Origin of the sequence: Nonomuraea angiospora, assembly GCF_014873145.1 — a bacterium.
Taxonomy (GTDB): Bacteria; Actinomycetota; Actinomycetes; order Streptosporangiales; family Streptosporangiaceae; genus Nonomuraea; species Nonomuraea angiospora.
Genome location: NZ_JADBEK010000001.1, coordinates 8,512,701 through 8,528,077 on the forward strand (window position 1 = coordinate 8,512,701; position 15,377 = coordinate 8,528,077).

17 protein-coding genes are annotated in these 15,377 nt (G+C 71.2%); 8 read left to right on the forward strand and 9 right to left on the reverse strand.

Annotation, left to right across the window (positions count from 1 at the left end):
- Positions 1 to 90 precede the first annotated feature (90 nt).
- The 5 genes from H4W80_RS39130 to H4W80_RS39150 are packed head-to-tail and all read left to right on the forward strand — an operon-like array spanning position 91 to position 5,807.
- Positions 91 to 1,905, forward strand: a complete 1,815-nt coding sequence (locus tag H4W80_RS39130; protein WP_192789662.1) for an ABC transporter substrate-binding protein — start codon at positions 91 to 93, stop codon at positions 1,903 to 1,905.
- Positions 1,902 to 2,954, forward strand: coding sequence for an ABC transporter permease (locus tag H4W80_RS39135; RefSeq protein WP_192789663.1), 1,053 nt, complete (start codon positions 1,902 to 1,904; stop codon positions 2,952 to 2,954). Before H4W80_RS39130 ends, H4W80_RS39135 begins: the two co-directional genes overlap by 4 nt.
- Entirely contained in the window at positions 2,951 to 3,832 is an 882-nt protein-coding gene (locus tag H4W80_RS39140) for an ABC transporter permease (protein ID WP_185070207.1), read from the forward strand. The genes H4W80_RS39135 and H4W80_RS39140 overlap by 4 nt, the downstream gene beginning before the upstream one ends.
- Positions 3,829 to 4,803 carry an ABC transporter ATP-binding protein gene (locus H4W80_RS39145; protein WP_192789664.1) on the forward strand — a complete coding sequence of 325 codons (975 nt, stop codon included), beginning with the start codon at positions 3,829 to 3,831 and terminating at the stop codon, positions 4,801 to 4,803. Before H4W80_RS39140 ends, H4W80_RS39145 begins: the two co-directional genes overlap by 4 nt.
- Entirely contained in the window at positions 4,800 to 5,807 is a 1,008-nt protein-coding gene (locus tag H4W80_RS39150) for an ABC transporter ATP-binding protein (RefSeq protein WP_192789665.1), read from the forward strand. Before H4W80_RS39145 ends, H4W80_RS39150 begins: the two co-directional genes overlap by 4 nt.
- Here H4W80_RS39150 and H4W80_RS39155 read toward each other — a convergent pair.
- Positions 5,804 to 6,451: a response regulator gene (locus H4W80_RS39155; RefSeq protein ID WP_192789666.1), complete on the reverse strand. Its 648-nt coding sequence runs from the start codon at positions 6,449 to 6,451 to the stop codon at positions 5,804 to 5,806. The two genes, H4W80_RS39150 and H4W80_RS39155, sit on opposite strands and share 4 nt — an antisense overlap.
- Positions 6,448 to 7,545, reverse strand: a complete 1,098-nt coding sequence (locus H4W80_RS39160) for a sensor histidine kinase (RefSeq protein WP_192789667.1) — start codon at positions 7,543 to 7,545, stop codon at positions 6,448 to 6,450. The genes H4W80_RS39155 and H4W80_RS39160 overlap by 4 nt, the downstream gene beginning before the upstream one ends.
- A 109-nt stretch (positions 7,546 to 7,654) precedes the next feature.
- Here H4W80_RS39160 and H4W80_RS39165 point away from each other — a divergent pair, with 109 nt between their 5' ends.
- Positions 7,655 to 8,731: an alpha/beta hydrolase family protein gene (locus tag H4W80_RS39165; protein ID WP_192789668.1), complete on the forward strand. Its 1,077-nt coding sequence runs from the start codon at positions 7,655 to 7,657 to the stop codon at positions 8,729 to 8,731.
- Here H4W80_RS39165 and H4W80_RS39170 read toward each other — a convergent pair.
- On the reverse strand, positions 8,692 to 9,516 hold the full coding sequence (locus H4W80_RS39170) for an NmrA family NAD(P)-binding protein (protein WP_192789669.1): 825 nt from the start codon (positions 9,514 to 9,516) through the stop codon (positions 8,692 to 8,694). The two genes, H4W80_RS39165 and H4W80_RS39170, sit on opposite strands and share 40 nt — an antisense overlap.
- 61 nt (positions 9,517 to 9,577) lie before the next feature.
- Positions 9,578 to 10,756: an FAD-dependent monooxygenase gene (locus tag H4W80_RS39175; RefSeq protein ID WP_192789670.1), complete on the reverse strand. Its 1,179-nt coding sequence runs from the start codon at positions 10,754 to 10,756 to the stop codon at positions 9,578 to 9,580.
- 73 nt (positions 10,757 to 10,829) lie between these two features.
- On the opposite strand from H4W80_RS39175, the gene H4W80_RS39180 reads away from it, so the two are divergent.
- Positions 10,830 to 11,396, forward strand: a complete 567-nt coding sequence (locus H4W80_RS39180; protein ID WP_192789671.1) for a TetR/AcrR family transcriptional regulator — start codon at positions 10,830 to 10,832, stop codon at positions 11,394 to 11,396.
- An 8-nt stretch (positions 11,397 to 11,404) separates the two neighbouring features.
- Here the strand turns inward: H4W80_RS39180 and H4W80_RS39185 are convergent, their stop codons facing one another.
- Genes H4W80_RS39185 through H4W80_RS39195 form a run of 3 tightly spaced genes read right to left on the reverse strand, consistent with a single transcriptional unit; the run spans position 11,405 to position 13,003 of the window.
- Positions 11,405 to 12,043, reverse strand: a complete 639-nt coding sequence (locus H4W80_RS39185; protein ID WP_192789672.1) for a maleylpyruvate isomerase N-terminal domain-containing protein — start codon at positions 12,041 to 12,043, stop codon at positions 11,405 to 11,407.
- A 19-nt stretch (positions 12,044 to 12,062) separates the two neighbouring features.
- Positions 12,063 to 12,377, reverse strand: coding sequence for a DMT family transporter (locus tag H4W80_RS39190; protein ID WP_192789673.1), 315 nt, complete (start codon positions 12,375 to 12,377; stop codon positions 12,063 to 12,065).
- On the reverse strand, positions 12,374 to 13,003 hold the full coding sequence (locus H4W80_RS39195) for an FMN-dependent NADH-azoreductase (protein WP_192789674.1): 630 nt from the start codon (positions 13,001 to 13,003) through the stop codon (positions 12,374 to 12,376). The genes H4W80_RS39190 and H4W80_RS39195 overlap by 4 nt, the downstream gene beginning before the upstream one ends.
- A 72-nt stretch (positions 13,004 to 13,075) precedes the next feature.
- Here H4W80_RS39195 and H4W80_RS39200 point away from each other — a divergent pair, with 72 nt between their 5' ends.
- Positions 13,076 to 13,636, forward strand: coding sequence for a TetR/AcrR family transcriptional regulator (locus H4W80_RS39200; RefSeq protein ID WP_192789675.1), 561 nt, complete (start codon positions 13,076 to 13,078; stop codon positions 13,634 to 13,636).
- Here the strand turns inward: H4W80_RS39200 and H4W80_RS39205 are convergent.
- Both H4W80_RS39205 and H4W80_RS39210 read right to left on the reverse strand, forming a co-directional pair.
- A complete protein-coding gene (locus tag H4W80_RS39205) occupies positions 13,617 to 14,345 on the reverse strand; it encodes a nucleotidyltransferase domain-containing protein (RefSeq protein WP_192789676.1) in 729 nt (242 codons plus the stop codon). The two genes, H4W80_RS39200 and H4W80_RS39205, sit on opposite strands and share 20 nt — an antisense overlap.
- An 80-nt stretch (positions 14,346 to 14,425) precedes the next feature.
- Positions 14,426 to 15,364 carry a ribose-phosphate diphosphokinase gene (locus tag H4W80_RS39210; RefSeq protein WP_192789677.1) on the reverse strand — a complete coding sequence of 313 codons (939 nt, stop codon included), beginning with the start codon at positions 15,362 to 15,364 and terminating at the stop codon, positions 14,426 to 14,428.
- Between the last annotated feature and the right edge of the window lie 13 nt (positions 15,365 to 15,377).

The window sequence follows — 15,377 nt, forward strand, 5'->3', positions numbered from 1 at the left end:
AAACAATTTTCCGCAGCGCGTTGACACGCGGACTCTCTATGGTGTGCCTTTCTCTACACAGGAAAACCCCCGCCTGAAGGTGAGGCACATATGAGGAAATGGATCGCGCGCCTGGCAGCGCTGGGTGTCGCGCTGTTAGTTGCGGGTCAGGGCGCGACAGCCGCCCATGCCCAGGAGCCCGCGGCGGGGAAGAAGGTACTGCGCGTCGGGGCCACCCAGTCGATGGACTCGATGAACCCGTTCCTGGCCGTCCGCCTGGTCTCGACGTCGATCCACCGCTGGATGTACGGCTTCCTCACGGTGCCCGACTCCAAGACGCTGCAGCCCAGCGCCGACCTGGCCGAGTCGTGGACCACGTCGCCCGACGGGCTCACGTGGACGTTCAAGATCCGTGCGACCAAGTGGTCGGACGGCAAGCCGGTCACGGCCGACGACGCGGCCTGGACGTTCAACAAGATCATGACGGACGAGGCCGCCAAGACGGCCAACGGCCCGGCGGTCGAGAACTTCGAGAGCGTCACCGCCAGCGGCCAGGACCTGACGATCAAGCTCAAGTCGCCGCAGGCGTCCATGCTGGACAACCCGATCCCGATCATGCCCAAGCATGTCTGGGAGTCGGTCACCGACATGGCCAACTACGACGCCGAGAAGTACCCGGCCGTCACCAGCGGCCCGTACATCGCGATCGAGCACAAGAAGGACCAGTACGTCAAGCTGCAGGCCAACCCCAACTACTGGCGGGGCAAGCCCAAGATCGACGAGCTGCAGGTCATCTTCTACGACAACCCGCAGGCCGCCGTCGCCGGTCTCAAGAACGGCGACATCGACCTGCTCGGCCGGATGAACCCGCCGGAGTTCCAGGCCATCCAGAACGACCCGAACATCGAGGCGTGGAACACCCAGGGCCGCCGCGCGGCGTACCTGCAGATCAACCACGGCGCCACCACCACCGACGACAAGCCCGTCGGTGACGGTCACCCGGCGCTGAAGGACGTCAAGGTCCGCCAGGCGCTGCACTACGCCATCGACAAGCAGAAGCTGGTCGCCGAGGTCCAGAACGGGCTGGCCAAGCCCGCCGACGGCTCGATCATCCCGCCGATGTACAAGGACTTCTTCTGGGAGGCCACGGGCGACGAGAAGGTCACCTACGACCCCGCCAAGGCCAACAAGATCCTCGACGACGCCGGCTACAAGAAGGGCTCCGACGGCGTCCGCACGATGCCCGACGGCAAGCGCAAGCTGGAGTTCCGCTTCAGCATCCACACCGACACCCCGATCGAGGACAAGCTCGCCGAATACCTGACGGGCTTCTTCAAGGAGATCGGCATCACGCTGACGACCAAGAAGCTCGACTCCAGCAAGTTCACCGAGGAGACGGGCGTCACCGGCCTCTTCGACATCGCGATCAGCGGCTGGTCGGTCAACCCGGACCCCGAGGAGGTCCTGGCCACGCACCTGTGCAGCCGCAGGCCGGCCCCCGGCGGCGAGGGCGGCGGCACCGAGTCGTTCTTCTGCGACGAGACCTTCGAGAAGCTCTACAAGGAGCAGCTGCAGGAGCTCGACCGGCCCAAGCGCGCCGAGACCATCAAGAAGATGCAGGAGCGGCTCTACACCGAGGCCCCGGTCATCGCGATCTACTACAACAACGACCTCGAGGGCTACCGCAAGGACCGGATCACCAGCATCACCCCGATCCCCGAGGACAAGGGCCTCCTGTACGGCGGCAGCGGCTACTGGCCGTTCTACACCGTGGACGTCAAGGCCGCGGCGGCGAGCGGCGGCAGCGGCGGCGGCGGCTCCAACACCGGCCTCATCGCCGGCATCGTGGGCGGCGTCGTGGTCCTCGGACTGGCGGGCTTCCTCCTGAGCAGGCGGCGTAAGAGCGTCGCCGACGAGCGCGAATGACCACTCCGCTAGAAGCAGCAGAGCCCGCCGTCCAGGCGGCGGGCCCTGGTGACGAGCGCTCCACCGGCCGCGGCACGCTGCAGTACGCGCTGTCCAAGGCCGGTGGGGCGTTGTTCAGCATCGCCATGGTGATCGTCGGGACGTTCTTCGTGTTCCGGCTGCTGCCCGGCGACCCGGTGCGCAACCTCGCGCAGGGCCGCAACATGACGCCGGACCAGCTCAACCTCGAACGCCACCGGCTCGGCCTGGACAAGCCGGTGCTCCAGCAGTTCTTCGACTTCGTGGGCAACACGCTCAGGCTCGACCTGGGCACGTCCTACGAGTACAAGCGGCCGGTCCTGGACCTGATCGGCGAGCGCATCGGCCCGACGCTGCTCCTCGCGGGCACGGGCCTGGTCATCGCCGTCAGCCTCGGGATCTGGCAGGGCACGCGGTCCGGATGGCGGCCGGGCACCAGGTTCGACCGCTTCTCCACCGGCGTCTCGCTGGTGCTCTGGTCGGTGCCCACCTTCTGGCTCGGACTGCTGTTGATGATGGTGCTCGGCGTCGGCATCGGGCCCATTCCCGGCCTGTTCCCGTTCAGGGGCATCGAGAGCGTGGACGCGCCGGACGGCTTCGCGTACGTGCTGGATGTGGCCTCGCACATGGTCCTGCCGTGCCTGACCCTGGTGGGCGTGGTCTACGCCCAGTACCTGCTGATCATGCGCTCCTCGCTGCTGGAGGAGGTCAGCCAGGACTACGTGACCGTCGCCAGGGCCAAGGGGCTCCGCGACGACGAGGTCCGGCGCCGCCACGCGGTGCCCAACGCGCTGCTGCCCACGGTGACGCTGGTCTTCATGCGCATCGGCTTCGTGGTCGGCGGCGCGGTCACCGTGGAGACGATCTACACCTGGCCCGGCCTGGGTCAGCTGTTCTACCGTGCGATCAAGGTGCCTGACTTCACCCTCATGCAAGGGACGTTCCTGCTGATCACCGTGTCCGTGATCGTCATGAACACGCTGGCCGACGTGGTCTACCACATGCTCGACCCGAGAGTGAGGTCGGCATGACCAGCGTCGCCGCGGCCCGCCGGCGGCTCGTCCTGAGCCGGTTCTGGGCCGACTTCCGCACCCACAGAGCAGGCGTCGCCGGGATGGTGGTCCTGCTCGTCGCCGTGGTGCTCGCGCTGATCGCGCCGCTGTTCATCGACGAGGGCGTGACCAGTGTCGTCGACGCCCCCGGGCCCGAATTCGCCGCGCCGAGCCTGGACTTCCCCTTCGGGACCGACGAGTCCGGCCGCTCGATCCTGCTGATGGTCTGGTGGGGCTCGCGCACGTCGCTGCTCATCGGCTTCCTGGCCGCCCTGCTCAGCATCGTGATCGGCACGGTCATCGGCATCGCCGCGGGGCACTTCCGCGGCTGGGCCGGCGGCGCGCTCATGCGGGTCACGGACTGGTTCCTGGTGCTGCCCTCGCTGGTGACCGCACTGGTGCTGGCGGCCATCCTGGGCGGCACCACGTTCACGGTCATCATGGCGATCGCGGTCACCTCCTGGCCGTCCACCGCCCGCCTGATCAGGGCGCAGACGCTCGCCGTGGAGGCCAGGCCGTACATCGAGCGGTCGAAGGCGCTCGGCGGCGGGCACTGGCACATCACCACCCGGCACGTGCTCCCCAACGTGGCGCCGCTGCTGCTGGCCAGCACCACGCTGGAGGTGGCCAGCGCGATCGTCACCGAGTCCACGCTGGCCTTCCTGGGCGCGAGCGCGAACAAGACGTCATGGGGGACCATGCTGCGCTCCTCCTACGACTACGGCGCGGCCACGCATGGCGCGTGGTGGTACATCCTCATCCCCGGTCTCGCCATCCTGGCCGTCGTCATGGCGTTCACCCTGGTCGGGCGGGCGCTGGAGGCCGTGCTGAACCCGCGGCTCAGGAGGGCGGCATGAGTCTCCTTGAACTCGACGACGTGTCGGTGACGTACCGCATCGCCTCGGGCGAGGTGCCCGCCGTACGCGGTGTGTCGCTGAAACTCGACTCCGGAGCGGCACTCGGAGTCGCCGGCGAGTCGGGATCCGGCAAATCGACGTTGGCCATGGCGCTGATGCGGCTCCTGCCCCGCGACGCGCGCGTCGATGGCCGGATCCTGCTCGACGGCGAGGACGTGCTCACCATGAAGTGGGGCCGCATGCGCGCCGTACGGTGGGCCGAGGCCTCGATCGTGTTCCAGGGCGCGCAGCACGGGCTCAACCCGGTGCGCAGGATCGGCGACCAGATCGCCGAGCCGCTGCTCGTCCACGGCCTGGCCAAGCCGGAGGCCGCCCGCAAGCGCGTGGCCGAGCTGCTCGAACAGGTCGGCCTGCCCTCCTGGCGGGCCCGCAGCTACCCGCACGAGCTGTCCGGCGGGCAGCGGCAGCGCGTGATGATCGCGATGGCGCTGGCCTGCTCGCCCCGGCTGATCATCGCCGACGAGCCGACCACCGCGCTCGACGTGATGGTGCAGGCCCAGGTCCTGTCGCTGATCAAGGAGCTGGTCGCCGAGCACGACATCTCGCTGATCATGATCTCGCACGACCTGTCGGTGCTGGCGGACGTGTGCGGCCGGCTCGCGGTCATGTACGCGGGCCGCGTCGTCGAGTACGGCCCGTCCGCCGAGGTGTTCCACGACGCCAAGCACCCCTACAGCCGGGCGCTGGCGGCGGCGTTCCCCACGGTGGGCGACCCGGCCTCGCGGCTGGCGCCGAAGGGTCTCGGGGGCGACCCGCCCGACCCGATGCAGCTCCCGGGCGGCTGCTCGTTCCACCCGCGCTGCCCGGTCGCGCTGGACGAATGCGCCACGCTGGACGTGGACCTGTGGCCCGCGGGTGAGCGCCGTACCGCCGCTTGCGTGCACGTACGCGAGAAGGAGGGGGCCTCATGACCGAGACGCAGACCACCGCCGAGGCGGTCTCCACGGCCCGGCCGAGCCTGCTGGAGGCCCGCGACCTGCGCGTGGAGTTCCCCTCGCGGGGCCGCCGCGCCAAGGCCGTGGACGGCGTGAACCTGGCCGTCGGCGAGGGCGAGATCGTGGCCCTGGTCGGCGAGTCGGGCTGCGGCAAGACCACGCTGGCGCGCACGCTGCTCGGCCTCGAACGCCCCACCTCGGGCGAGGTCCGCTACGGCGGCGCCGCCCTGGACTACGGCTCCAGGGCGCTCAAGGCGTACCGCAGGCAGGTGCAGCTCGTGCTGCAGGACCCGACCGGCTCGCTCAACCCCAGGCACACCGTCTATGAGGCGGTCGCCGAGGGGCCGCGCATCCACGGCCTGCCGGACGAGCGGGAGGTCGTGGCCGAGGCCCTGTCCAGGGCGGGGCTGCGGCCGCCGGACCGGTTCTTCCTGCGCTACCCGCACGAGCTGTCCGGCGGGCAGCGGCAGCGCGTGGTGATCGCCGGGGCGCTGGCGCTCAACCCGAAGGTGCTGATCGCCGACGAGCCGGTGGCCTCGCTGGACGCCTCCGTGCGCGGCGAGATCCTGGCCCTGATGCTGCGGCTGCGCGACGAGCTGGGGCTGTCGGCCCTGGTCGTCACCCACGACCTGGGCCTGGCCTGGAACATCGCCGACCGGGTGGCGGTCATGTACCTGGGCCGGATCGTCGAGTCGGGGCCGGTGGAGCAGGTGCTGACCGCGCCGCGGCACCCGTACACGCAGGCCCTGATGTCGGTGCTGCCGGAGTCTCCCGAGCGGGTGGTGCTGACCGGCGAGCCGCCGGACCCGACCCGGATCCCGGGCGGGTGCCGCTTCCACGCCCGCTGCCAGGTGCTGGCCTCCGGGAAGGCGGCCGAGGCGGGGGTGGACGGCAGGTGCCGGTCGGAGCTGCTGGACATCCTGCCGGCCGTGCCCGGGGCCCAGGCGGCCTGCTACTACGCGGACGCCGCCGGCGCCTAGCCCAGGTCGGCGTCGTGGACCAGGATGGCGGCCTGGACGCGGTTGGCCAGGCCCAGCTTGGCCAGCATGCGGCTGACGTGCGCCTTCACCGTCGCCTCCGTCAGGCGTAGCTCGCGGCCGATCTCGGCGTTGGACAGGCCGCGGGCGACGGCCCTGATCACGTCCTCCTCCCGCCCGGTGAGCCGGTCGAGCTGCCTGCGCGCCACCTCGGCGCGGGAGGGGGCCCGGTTCGCGTACGAGGCGATCAGGCGCCTGGTGACCGAGGGCGAGAGCATGGCCTGGCCGCCGGCGACCGTGCGGACGGCGGCGGCCAGCTCTCTCGGCGGGGTGTCCTTGAGCAGGAACCCGACCGCGCCCAGGCGCAGCGCCTCGTGCACGTACTCGTCCAGGTCGAACGTGGTCAGCATGATCAGCTTGGGCGCGTCCGGCTCGGACAGGAGCCGCGCGGCGGCGGTCAGGCCGTCCATGCCCGGCATGCGGACGTCCATCAGCACGACCTCGGGCCGCAGCCGCCGCACGGCGGAGACGGCCTCCGCGCCGTCGCGGGCCTCACCGGCGATCGCGATGTCGCCCGCCGCCTCCAGGATCAGCCGCAGCCCCGAACGGACGAGCTCCTCGTCGTCCACGACGAGCACCCTGATCATGCCGGGATCCTGGCGCTCACGAGGAAGCCGCCGCCGTCCTGGGCGCTGGTACGGAGCGTGCCGCCGAGCAGCTCCACCCGTTCCCGCAGCCCCACCAGGCCCCAGCCCGCGCCGGGCAGCTCCTCGGGCGGCGACCCCGGCGCCTGGTTGCGCACCTCCACCTCCAGCTCCCCGGGCCCGTAGCGGATGAGCACGTCCGTGGCGGCGTCGCCCGCGTGCTTGTGCACGTTGGTGAGCGCCTCCTGGACCACCCGGTACGCCGTCCGCTCCACGGCCGGCTCGACCGGCCGCGCCTCGCCCTCGTCGTGCCTGGCCACCGCGATGCCCAGGGCGCGGGACTGGTCGAGCAGCCGGTCGAGGTCCCCCAGGGCGGGCGGCGGCCGGCGCTGGGAGTTCTCGGGCGTGCGCAGGACGCCGAGCACGTCGCGCAGGTTCGCCAGCGCCTCCCGCCCGATCCCGCCGATCAGGGCGGCGGCCCGCTCCGTCTCCTCGTCGGACGCCCGCATCTCCAGCGCGCCCGCGTGCAGCACCATGAGCGAGACCCGGTGCGCGACCACGTCGTGCATCTCCCTGGCGATCCTGGCCCGCTCCTGCGCCCTGGCCCGTTCGGCCCGCATGACGTGCTCGTGCTCGCGGCGCTCCGCGCGCTCCCTGGCCGCTTCCCGGCGGGTGCGCACCAGGAGGCCGAGCGCCAGCGGCAGCCCGATCACGGCCAGCGCCAGGATCAGCGCGTTGCCCGTGGTGGCGGTCATCAGCTCGTACGGGCCGCCGCGCCCCGCGCCCGCCAGCGCGGCGATCCCGCACACGGCCAGGCAGCCCCCGAGGTACGCGGCCAGGCGCCGCCCGCTCAGGGCCAGGCCCGCGTAGTAGCAGGCCACCAGCAGCGGCGGCCACATCACCAGCCACACGTAGCCGGCGGCGCCCACCGCGGCCAGCGGCCACCAGGACCGCCGCGCCTGCCAGGCGGCCAGGCCCGCGACCGCGGCGACCGCGACGAGCACCGGGAACGGCAGGCTCGACGGCACCCCGATCTGCCCGTTCACCACGAGCAGCGAGGCCGCGAACACACCTGCGCCGAGCAGCACGAACCGCATGCCTCACAGCGTAGGGGCCACCCGGAAAGGGACATTACGACGAAAGTAGCAACAGCCGATCGACGATCGGGGCGTCCCGGGCGGCGGCCCCCGGCACCAGCCTGGGCCCATGCGTAAAACCCTCGCGACAGTCGTGACGTCCCTGGCCGTCCTCGCCGGAGCAGCACCGGCGCAGGCGGCCGACCTTGCCCTTCCGAAGCCGACCGGGCCGCGGCCCGTCGGCACGACCAGCCTGCACCTGGTGGACTCGAGCCGCCCCGACCCCTGGAACCCCGAGGCGTCCCGGCGCGAGCTGATGGTCTCGCTCTGGTACCCGGCCAGGAAGGCCGCGGGGCGGCCCGCGCCGTACGTGACGCCCCAGGAGTCGGCCGCCATCGTGAAGGGCTTCCCGGACGTCTCCCCGGACGCGCTCACGAAGACCAGGACGTACGCCAGGCTCGACGCCCCCGTGAGAGGGGGCAGGCTGCCCCTGGTCGTCATGTCGCCGGGCTTCTCCTTCCCGCGCGCCACCCTGACCTCGCTGGCCGAGGAGCTGGCGAGCAGGGGATACCTGGTGGCGGCGGTGGAGCACACGTACGAGTCGGTCGCGACCACGTTCCCCGACGGCCGGACCACCACCTGCCTGGCCTGCGTGAAGGGCCAAGACAACGTCAAGGTGGCCGCGAGCCGGGTCAAGGACGTGCGGTTCGTGCTCGGCGAGCTGGTCAGGGGCCGGTGGGGCAAGGCGATCGACCGGTCGAGGATCGCCATGGTCGGCCACTCCATGGGCGGGTACGCCACCGCCCAGACCATGCTGGCCGACACCCGGATCAAGGCCGGCGTCAACCTGGACGGCACGTTCGCGCTGGACGAGCCGCTCGACCGGCCGTTCATGCTGGTCGGGGCGCCGGGGCACGCCCCCGGCTACGGCTCCTGGGACAGGGCCTGGACCAATCTGAAGGGCTGGAAGCGCTGGATCACGGTGGCGGGGACCGACCACTCGGCGTTCGTGGACTACGCCGTGCTCAGGCCGGCGCTCGGCCTGCCCGCGCAGGAGCTGGACGGCGCGCGGGCGCTGCGGATCACCCGCGCTCACCTGGTCGGCTTCCTCGACCTGCACCTGCTCGGTAAGCGGACCCCGGTCGAGGCTTATCCCGAGGTCACCGATCACGCCCGGAACGCGTCGGCGTTCTCCGAGGCCCACTGAGCGAAGCTGCGCGCGTCCCGGCCGGTGATCTCGCGCACGGTCGGGACCACCGTGTAGCCGACCTCCGGGGTGTCGCCCAGGGCGTGGACAAGGAACTCGATGGTCTGCTCGCCCATGCCGTCGGCGGCCCACTTGGCCCGCGCCTCGTCCACGGTCAGCTCCACGTACTCGACGCGGCTGCCGATCGAGGTGCCCAGGATCTCGACCTTCTGCCTGAGCGTGATCGCCTCGGGACCCGTCAGCACGTACGTCCTGCCGCCGTGGCCGCCCTCGACCAGCACCGTCGCGGCCACGGCGGCGATGTCGCGCTCGTGCACGAGGGCGCTCAGCCGGTCGCCGAACGGCTCCTTGATGACGCCTTCCGTCTTCACGGTCTGCGCCCACCAGCGCAGCGTGTTGGACATGAACTCGACCGGGTGCAGCAGCGTCCACTCCACCTCGGTCGCGGCCAGCGCCTGCTCGAGCGGGCCGTCCTCGCGGCCGCCCAGCACGGTGACCCGCCGCACGCCCGCCTTGACGGCCAGCTCCACGATCGCGGCGCCGTCCGGCAGGGGCGCGTAGTCGTCGCCCGCGAAGTTGATGAGGTGCGCGCCGGTGACGCCCTCGAAGGCGTCCTTCAGCGTCTCGGGCCGGGCGAGGTCACCGGCGACGACCTCGACGCTCTCGGGGAGTCCGGCCTTGGCGGGGTTCCGGGTCAGGGCGCGTACGTGCTGCCCGGCCGCGAGGAGCTCCTCGACGACGAGACGGCCGACGGTCCCGGTGGCTCCGGTGACGAGGATGGTCATGGCGAACCCCTTTTTCTTTGGAACGGAACGTTCTGCTCTTAGTGTAGCAGAACGGAACGCTTCATTCCGAGTAGTTCTTGAGCGAGATGGCGTTCGCGGCGCGGTGGATGGGGCCGGCGATCCTGTCGATCATCCGGTCGCGGCCGGGCAGGTGCGGGAGCAGCCTGAGCATCCTGGTCTGGAACCAGATGGCCACGGGCGAGCCGATCACCATGCCCTTGACGTTGGCCGGCCCGAGCGCCTGGTTGGCCTCGACGAACTCGCGCATCTCGCGCTCGTAGCCCTCCGCCCCGCCACCGCCGGCCAGCTCGCCGGCCAGCACGTACGCGCCCACGAGCGCCAGGCTCGTGCCCTGCCCGGAGGCCGGCGAGGCGCAGTACGCCGCGTCGCCCACCAGCACGACGCGCCCCTTGGACCAGCTGTCCAGGTGGATCTGGGTGACCGAGTCGAAGTAGAAGTCCTTGGCGTCGCGTACGGACTCCAGCAGCGCGGGCACCTCCCAGCCCACCCCCGCCATGGCCTTCACCAGCAGGTCCTTCTGGCCCTCGACGTCGCGGTGATCGTAGGCCAGCGGCTCGGACGACCACATGAACAGCGCCTTGGCGCGGGTGTCCTGGCGGGTGCTGTAGACGTTCGCGGTCCGGCCCGGGGCCGCGTGCACGGCCTCCTCGCGGTCCAGGCCCAGGGTGTTGGGGACGGTGCAGATGGAGATGTAGTAGCCGAGGTCGCGGGCGTACTGGGACTCCTCGCCGAAGGCGATCCTCCTGGTGTTGGAGTGCGCGCCGTCGGCCCCGACGACCAGGTCGAACCTGCGGGGCGCCGAGCGCTCGAACGTCACCGTGCCGTCCTCCGCGATGTCCGTGACCGAGTCACCGAAGACGTAGTCGACGTCGTGGCGGGTGAGGTCGTACAGGAGCTCGTTGAGGTCGCCGCGCATGATCTCGGCGTCGTCGCCCGTGCGCCCGCCGAACAGGTCGGCGTCCATGGTCGCGACCTTCCTGCCCCTGGCGTCGTAGTGGGTGGCGATCCGCATGTCCGTGCTCGCCGCGCGGACCGCCTCCATGAGGCCCATGCGCTCGACGACCCGGAGGGCCGCGCCCCGGATGTCCACCTTGTAGCCGCCCTCGCGGATCGCGGGGGCCCGCTCGACCACGGTCACGTCGAAGCCGTGCCGCCTGAGCCAGTACGCGGTCGCGGTGCCGGCGATGCTCGCCCCTGAGATGAGGATGCTCTTCGTCATGCCCCAGACGGTACAGATGTCTCAGACGCTTGTCTAGGACAAAATTTCAAGACAGTTGTGCTAGGCTCCGGGCATGGGAAACAGGGAAGATCTGCTGGCCGGGGCCAAGCGGTGCCTGATCGAGAAGGGCTACTCGCGTACGACGGCGCGCGACATCGCCAACGCGTCCGGGGTGAGCCTGGCGGGCATCGGTTACCACTTCAAGTCGAAGGAGGCGCTGATGAACGAGGCGCTCTTCGAGGCGATGCGGGAGTGGGGGGACGACCTGGCGGCGACCCTGACGGCCGACGTCCAGCCGGACGCCACGCCGCTGGAGCGGTTCGAGACGGCCTGGGACCGGGTGGTGGAGTCGTTCACCCGCCTGCGGCCGCTGTGGCTGACGCAGTTCGAGCTGCTGGGGCAGATCGACCACCTGCCGGAGGTGCGCGAGCAGCTGGTGCAGGCCACGGGGGAGGCGCGGCTGGGGCTGGCCGAGCTGTTCGAGGGGGTGGAGCTGGGGGGCGATCCGGAGCGCGAGCGGCTGGCGGGGGCGCTCTACCAGGCGCTGCTGACGGGTTTCCTGTCGCAGTGGCTCCTCGACCCGGCCGGCGCCCTGTCGGGCCGCGAGGTCGTCGCAGCCCTCCGCTCATTCACCTCCTGACGAGACGGTCAGAAGGCGCTGATGGTGGCGGGGGCGCGTTCGGTGCGGCTGAGCGTGCGGATGACCGCCGTGGCCCCGTGCCGGTGGACGGCCAGCCGGGCCAGCAGTTCGACCACGGGGTCGATGATCGAGGACGGCAGCTCCGGCGTGTCCAGCCCCACGCTCGCCGCCAGGTCGTCCGAGTGCACGACCAGCTCCACGAGCCGCGTGAGCAGGAAGTCGTCGAGCCGCAGCGACCACCCCGCCCACGGCAGGCCCACGACCCGGTCGCCGGGTTCGGCGGCCAGGGCGGCGGTCAGCGCGTCGAGCAGCGCCTGCGTCCGGTCGGCCAGCGCCGCGGGCCCGTCGGCGGCGGCGGCCTGGCCGCCGCGCCTGATGCTCACGTTGCTCTCGTGGTCGAGCCCCGCCTGCACCCACGGCGACCTCGAGTAGTGCTCCAGGAGCTCGACCGGCTCGCCGGCCACGCCGTCGGGCGCGAGGACGTCACGGACGCGGACGAGCTGGTGGGCCAGGTGCCCGGCCAGCCCCGCGACGCTGAACTCGGTCAGCGCGCTCGGCTTGTCCCAGGCCGCCGCCACGGCGGGATGGCGCAGCAGGGACACCGCGGACGTCGCGGCCACCAGATAGGACTGCCTGATTTCCCCCATTTGCCGCCCTTCCTCTGGTTTAGGTGGTAACTCGCGCCAACACTATCCCTCCGACAATCAGGGCGAGCGCCGCCATCCTGCCGACCGAGACGGGGTCGTCGTTGAGCGCGATGCCCAGGGTGATCGCGCCGACCGCGCCGATGCCCGTGAAGACGGCGTACGCGGTGCCGACGGGCAGCGTGTTCATCGCCTGGGACAGCAGCCAGACGGCGGCGGCCATCAGGACGAGGCTCACGAGCGTCGGCACCGGCCGGGTGAAGTTGTGCGTCGGCTTGATGCTCTGCGACCACGCCACTTCGACGAGGCCGGCGAGGAGCAGGACGAGCCAGTTCACCGGGCCGCCTCCTTGAGCGCCGCCGCCAGGGACTCCTCGTGCCTGTCGCGCAGGTCCGCCAGGGCCGGATCGAGCCGCGCGTTGACCAGCTCCGCGTGGATGAACGTCACGTCCTCGACCCTGAAGTGCCCCTTGAAGAAGTCGCGCAGGTAGCGCTCCTGGTGGTCGTAGGGCTCGCGGGGCGTGCCCGGCCCGTACGCGCCGCCCCGCGCGCTCGTCACCACGAACGAGCGGCCTTCGAGCGACATCTTCGGGAACGTGATCTGGTCGAGCCAGGCCTTGAGTGAGGAGGGGATCGAGTAGTTGTACATGGGCGTGCCGATCAGGATCACCTCGGCCGCCACCACCTCGTCGAGCAGCGGCTCCACGACGGCCCACGCCTGCCGCTGGGCGGGCGTCCGCACCGCCTCCCGATATCGCGAAATGTCGGTGATCTTGTGTTCGAGGAGGTGGTCGCAGAGCTCGGTCCACGCCTCGCCGATGTGCGGCACCGGCTGCGCGGCCAGGTCCCGGTACGCGTACGGGCGATCGGGGTGCGCCGCCCGCCACGTGTCGGCGTACACGGCGGACAACCTTCGCGAGAACGACGACGCCCGGCGCGCGCTCGCGTCCAGATGCAGCAACATGGTCTCTCCCTGAAGTGGACACGCTGTCCACTTCAATATAACCGGACGCCGTGTCCACATACAATGGGACGCATGGAGAGAGCCGACGCCGCGCGGAACCGCGCGCGCATCCTGGAGGCGGCCGCGCAGCTCTTCGCGGAGCGGCTCCCGCAGGACGTGACGATGGACGACATCGCCAAGAAGGCCGGGGTGGGCCGGGGCACGCTCTACCGCCGCTACCCCGACCGGGCGTCGATCGCCGTCGCGCTCCTCGACGAGCACGAGCGGGCGCTCCAGGAGCGGCTGCTGCGCGGAGACCCGCCGCTCGGCCCGGGAGCGCCGCCCGGCGAGCGGCTCGCCGCCTTCTACGCCGCGATGGTGCGCCTGCTGGAGGACCACCGGCACCTGGTCCTCGGCTCGGAAGTGGGCCGCTCGCGCTTCGAGACGGGCGCGTACGGCTTCTGGCGGGCGCACGTGCGCGCGCTCCTGGTCGCGGCCCGCACCCCGGACCCCGACGCGCTGGTGGACGTCCTGCTCGCGCCGCTGGCCCCCGAGGTGTACGGCTACCAGCGCGCGGTGCTCGGCCTGACCCCGGAGCAGATCACGCGGGCGCTGGCCGAGCTCACGGCGACCCTCAGGTCAGGGCCTTCCTGATGGCCGACCTGACGAACGCGCGGGCCAGCCGCCCCCTCCTGAACCGGCTCAGCACCGGCCGCGGCGTGCCGTACCTGCGCGCCCGGATGTCGGCCACCACGCTCTCGGGCGCCCCCAGCTCGGCGAGCACGTCGAGGGCCTCCCGCTTGCTGATCATCCGCCCTTCGCGCAGCGTGACCGTGGCCCGGGCGACCGTGAGCAGGCCCAGGTCCACCCAGATGTCACGCAGCCAGCGCCGCCGGGCCCGCGTCTTGACGAGCCAGTAGTCGCGCAGGTCACCGCGTACGAAGTCGGTCAGCTCCTCGTCCGACACCGGCGGCAGCAGCTCGGCGGGCGGCGGGCCGTACAGCTCCAAAGGCGCTTCGTGCAGCTCGCGGCGGGTGACCGCGCTGACGGGACGGCGGAAGATGCGCTCGTGCGCCCAGGTCACGTGCTCGGCCGAGGGCTCGGCCAGCTCCTGCCTGGCCAGGTACGAGCAGTGCAGCCGCGCGGCCAGCGGCCCGTCGAGCCCCCGGTGGACGGCCTTGATCCGGCGCCACTGCTCCATCGTCACCGGCGCGTCGACGACCGCGATCAGATCCAGGTCGCTGCGGCCGGGCTGGTAGTCATCGGTGGCGAGCGAACCGTGCGCCCATAAGGCGACCAAGGGCACGGCCGGTTCGACGCCCCGGAGAAAGTCGCTCAGCAGTCGTTCGGTCGCCGCGTGCATACTGGCAACTATGATCGATAAACCGCCGAGTGGGAAAGCCGCGCAGATCACAGCGGGTCCCCGCGGCTCCGGTCACTTCCTCAGGACGCGTTGAACAGCGCGCTCACCGACTCCCCGTCGTGGATGCGGCGCATGGCCTCGGCCAGAGCGGGCGCGATCGACAGCACGGTGAGCTTGTCGCTGGGCTTGGGCGACGGCACCGTGTTGGTGCAGACGATCTCCTCGACCTCCGGCAGCGCGCTCAGCCGCTCCACCGCCCCGCCCGCGAACAGCCCGTGCGTGCAGGCCACCCGCACCGAGCGGGCCCCGCGCTCCCGCAGCCGGTCGAGCAGTTCGATGACCGTGCTGCCCTTGGCGATCTCGTCGTCCAGGATGATCACGTCCTTGCCCGTGACGTCGCCGATCACGGAGCTGATCACCACGCGGTCGTCGCTGAAGCGCTGCTTGGCGCCCATGGCGACGCCCGTGCCGAGCAGGCGGGCGAAGTGGGCGGCCTCCTTGGCGTTGCCGAGGTCGGGGGAGACGACGACCGTGTTCGACAGGTCGTACTGGCGGAAGTGCGCGGCCAGCTCGCGCAGCGCGTGCAGGTGGTCGACGGGGACGCTGAAGAAGCCGTGCACCTGCGGCGAGTGCAGCGTCATCGCCAGCACCCGGCTGGCGCCCGCGGCCACCATCAGGTCGGCGACCAGCCGCGCGCCGATCGAGATGCGCGGGGCGTCCTTCTTGTCCGATCTGGCATAGGCGTAATGCGGAAGGACGACGGTGGTCCGCGCGGCGGACGCGCCCCGCGCCGCGTCCAGCATCAGCAGCAGCTCGACCAGATGCTCCTGCACGGGCGGCACGAGCGGCTGGATGAGGAACACGTCGCGTTCACGGCAGTTGGCCTGGAGCTGCACTTCGAGGACGTCGTTGGCGAAGCGCTCGATGCGCACCGGGTGGAGTGGCGTGCCCAGCTGCCGGCAGATCTCTTCAGCCAGCTCAGGATGGGCGCTTCCGCTGAAAACCGTGATGTCTCGCACGATTCCGTAAGCA

Excerpts from the sequence above, each read along its gene's own strand:
- H4W80_RS39135 (WP_192789663.1), top strand. The coding sequence starts at position 1,902 with ATGACCACTCCGCTAGAAGCAGCAGAGCCCGCCGTCCAGGCGGCGGGC.
- H4W80_RS39165 (WP_192789668.1), top strand. The coding sequence starts at position 7,655 with ATGCGTAAAACCCTCGCGACAGTCGTGACGTCCCTGGCCGTCCTCGCC.
- H4W80_RS39195 (WP_192789674.1), bottom strand. The coding sequence starts at position 13,003 with ATGTTGCTGCATCTGGACGCGAGCGCGCGCCGGGCGTCGTCGTTCTCG.
- H4W80_RS39130 (WP_192789662.1), top strand. The coding sequence starts at position 91 with ATGAGGAAATGGATCGCGCGCCTGGCAGCGCTGGGTGTCGCGCTGTTA.
- H4W80_RS39160 (WP_192789667.1), bottom strand. The coding sequence starts at position 7,545 with ATGCGGTTCGTGCTGCTCGGCGCAGGTGTGTTCGCGGCCTCGCTGCTC.
- H4W80_RS39175 (WP_192789670.1), bottom strand. The coding sequence starts at position 10,756 with ATGACGAAGAGCATCCTCATCTCAGGGGCGAGCATCGCCGGCACCGCG.
- H4W80_RS39145 (WP_192789664.1), top strand. The coding sequence starts at position 3,829 with ATGAGTCTCCTTGAACTCGACGACGTGTCGGTGACGTACCGCATCGCC.
- H4W80_RS39140 (WP_185070207.1), top strand. The coding sequence starts at position 2,951 with ATGACCAGCGTCGCCGCGGCCCGCCGGCGGCTCGTCCTGAGCCGGTTC.
- H4W80_RS39170 (WP_192789669.1), bottom strand. The coding sequence starts at position 9,516 with ATGACCATCCTCGTCACCGGAGCCACCGGGACCGTCGGCCGTCTCGTC.
- H4W80_RS39205 (WP_192789676.1), bottom strand. The coding sequence starts at position 14,345 with ATGCACGCGGCGACCGAACGACTGCTGAGCGACTTTCTCCGGGGCGTC.
- H4W80_RS39150 (WP_192789665.1), top strand. The coding sequence starts at position 4,800 with ATGACCGAGACGCAGACCACCGCCGAGGCGGTCTCCACGGCCCGGCCG.
- H4W80_RS39185 (WP_192789672.1), bottom strand. The coding sequence starts at position 12,043 with ATGGGGGAAATCAGGCAGTCCTATCTGGTGGCCGCGACGTCCGCGGTG.
- H4W80_RS39155 (WP_192789666.1), bottom strand. The coding sequence starts at position 6,451 with ATGATCAGGGTGCTCGTCGTGGACGACGAGGAGCTCGTCCGTTCGGGG.
- H4W80_RS39200 (WP_192789675.1), top strand. The coding sequence starts at position 13,076 with ATGGAGAGAGCCGACGCCGCGCGGAACCGCGCGCGCATCCTGGAGGCG.
- H4W80_RS39180 (WP_192789671.1), top strand. The coding sequence starts at position 10,830 with ATGGGAAACAGGGAAGATCTGCTGGCCGGGGCCAAGCGGTGCCTGATC.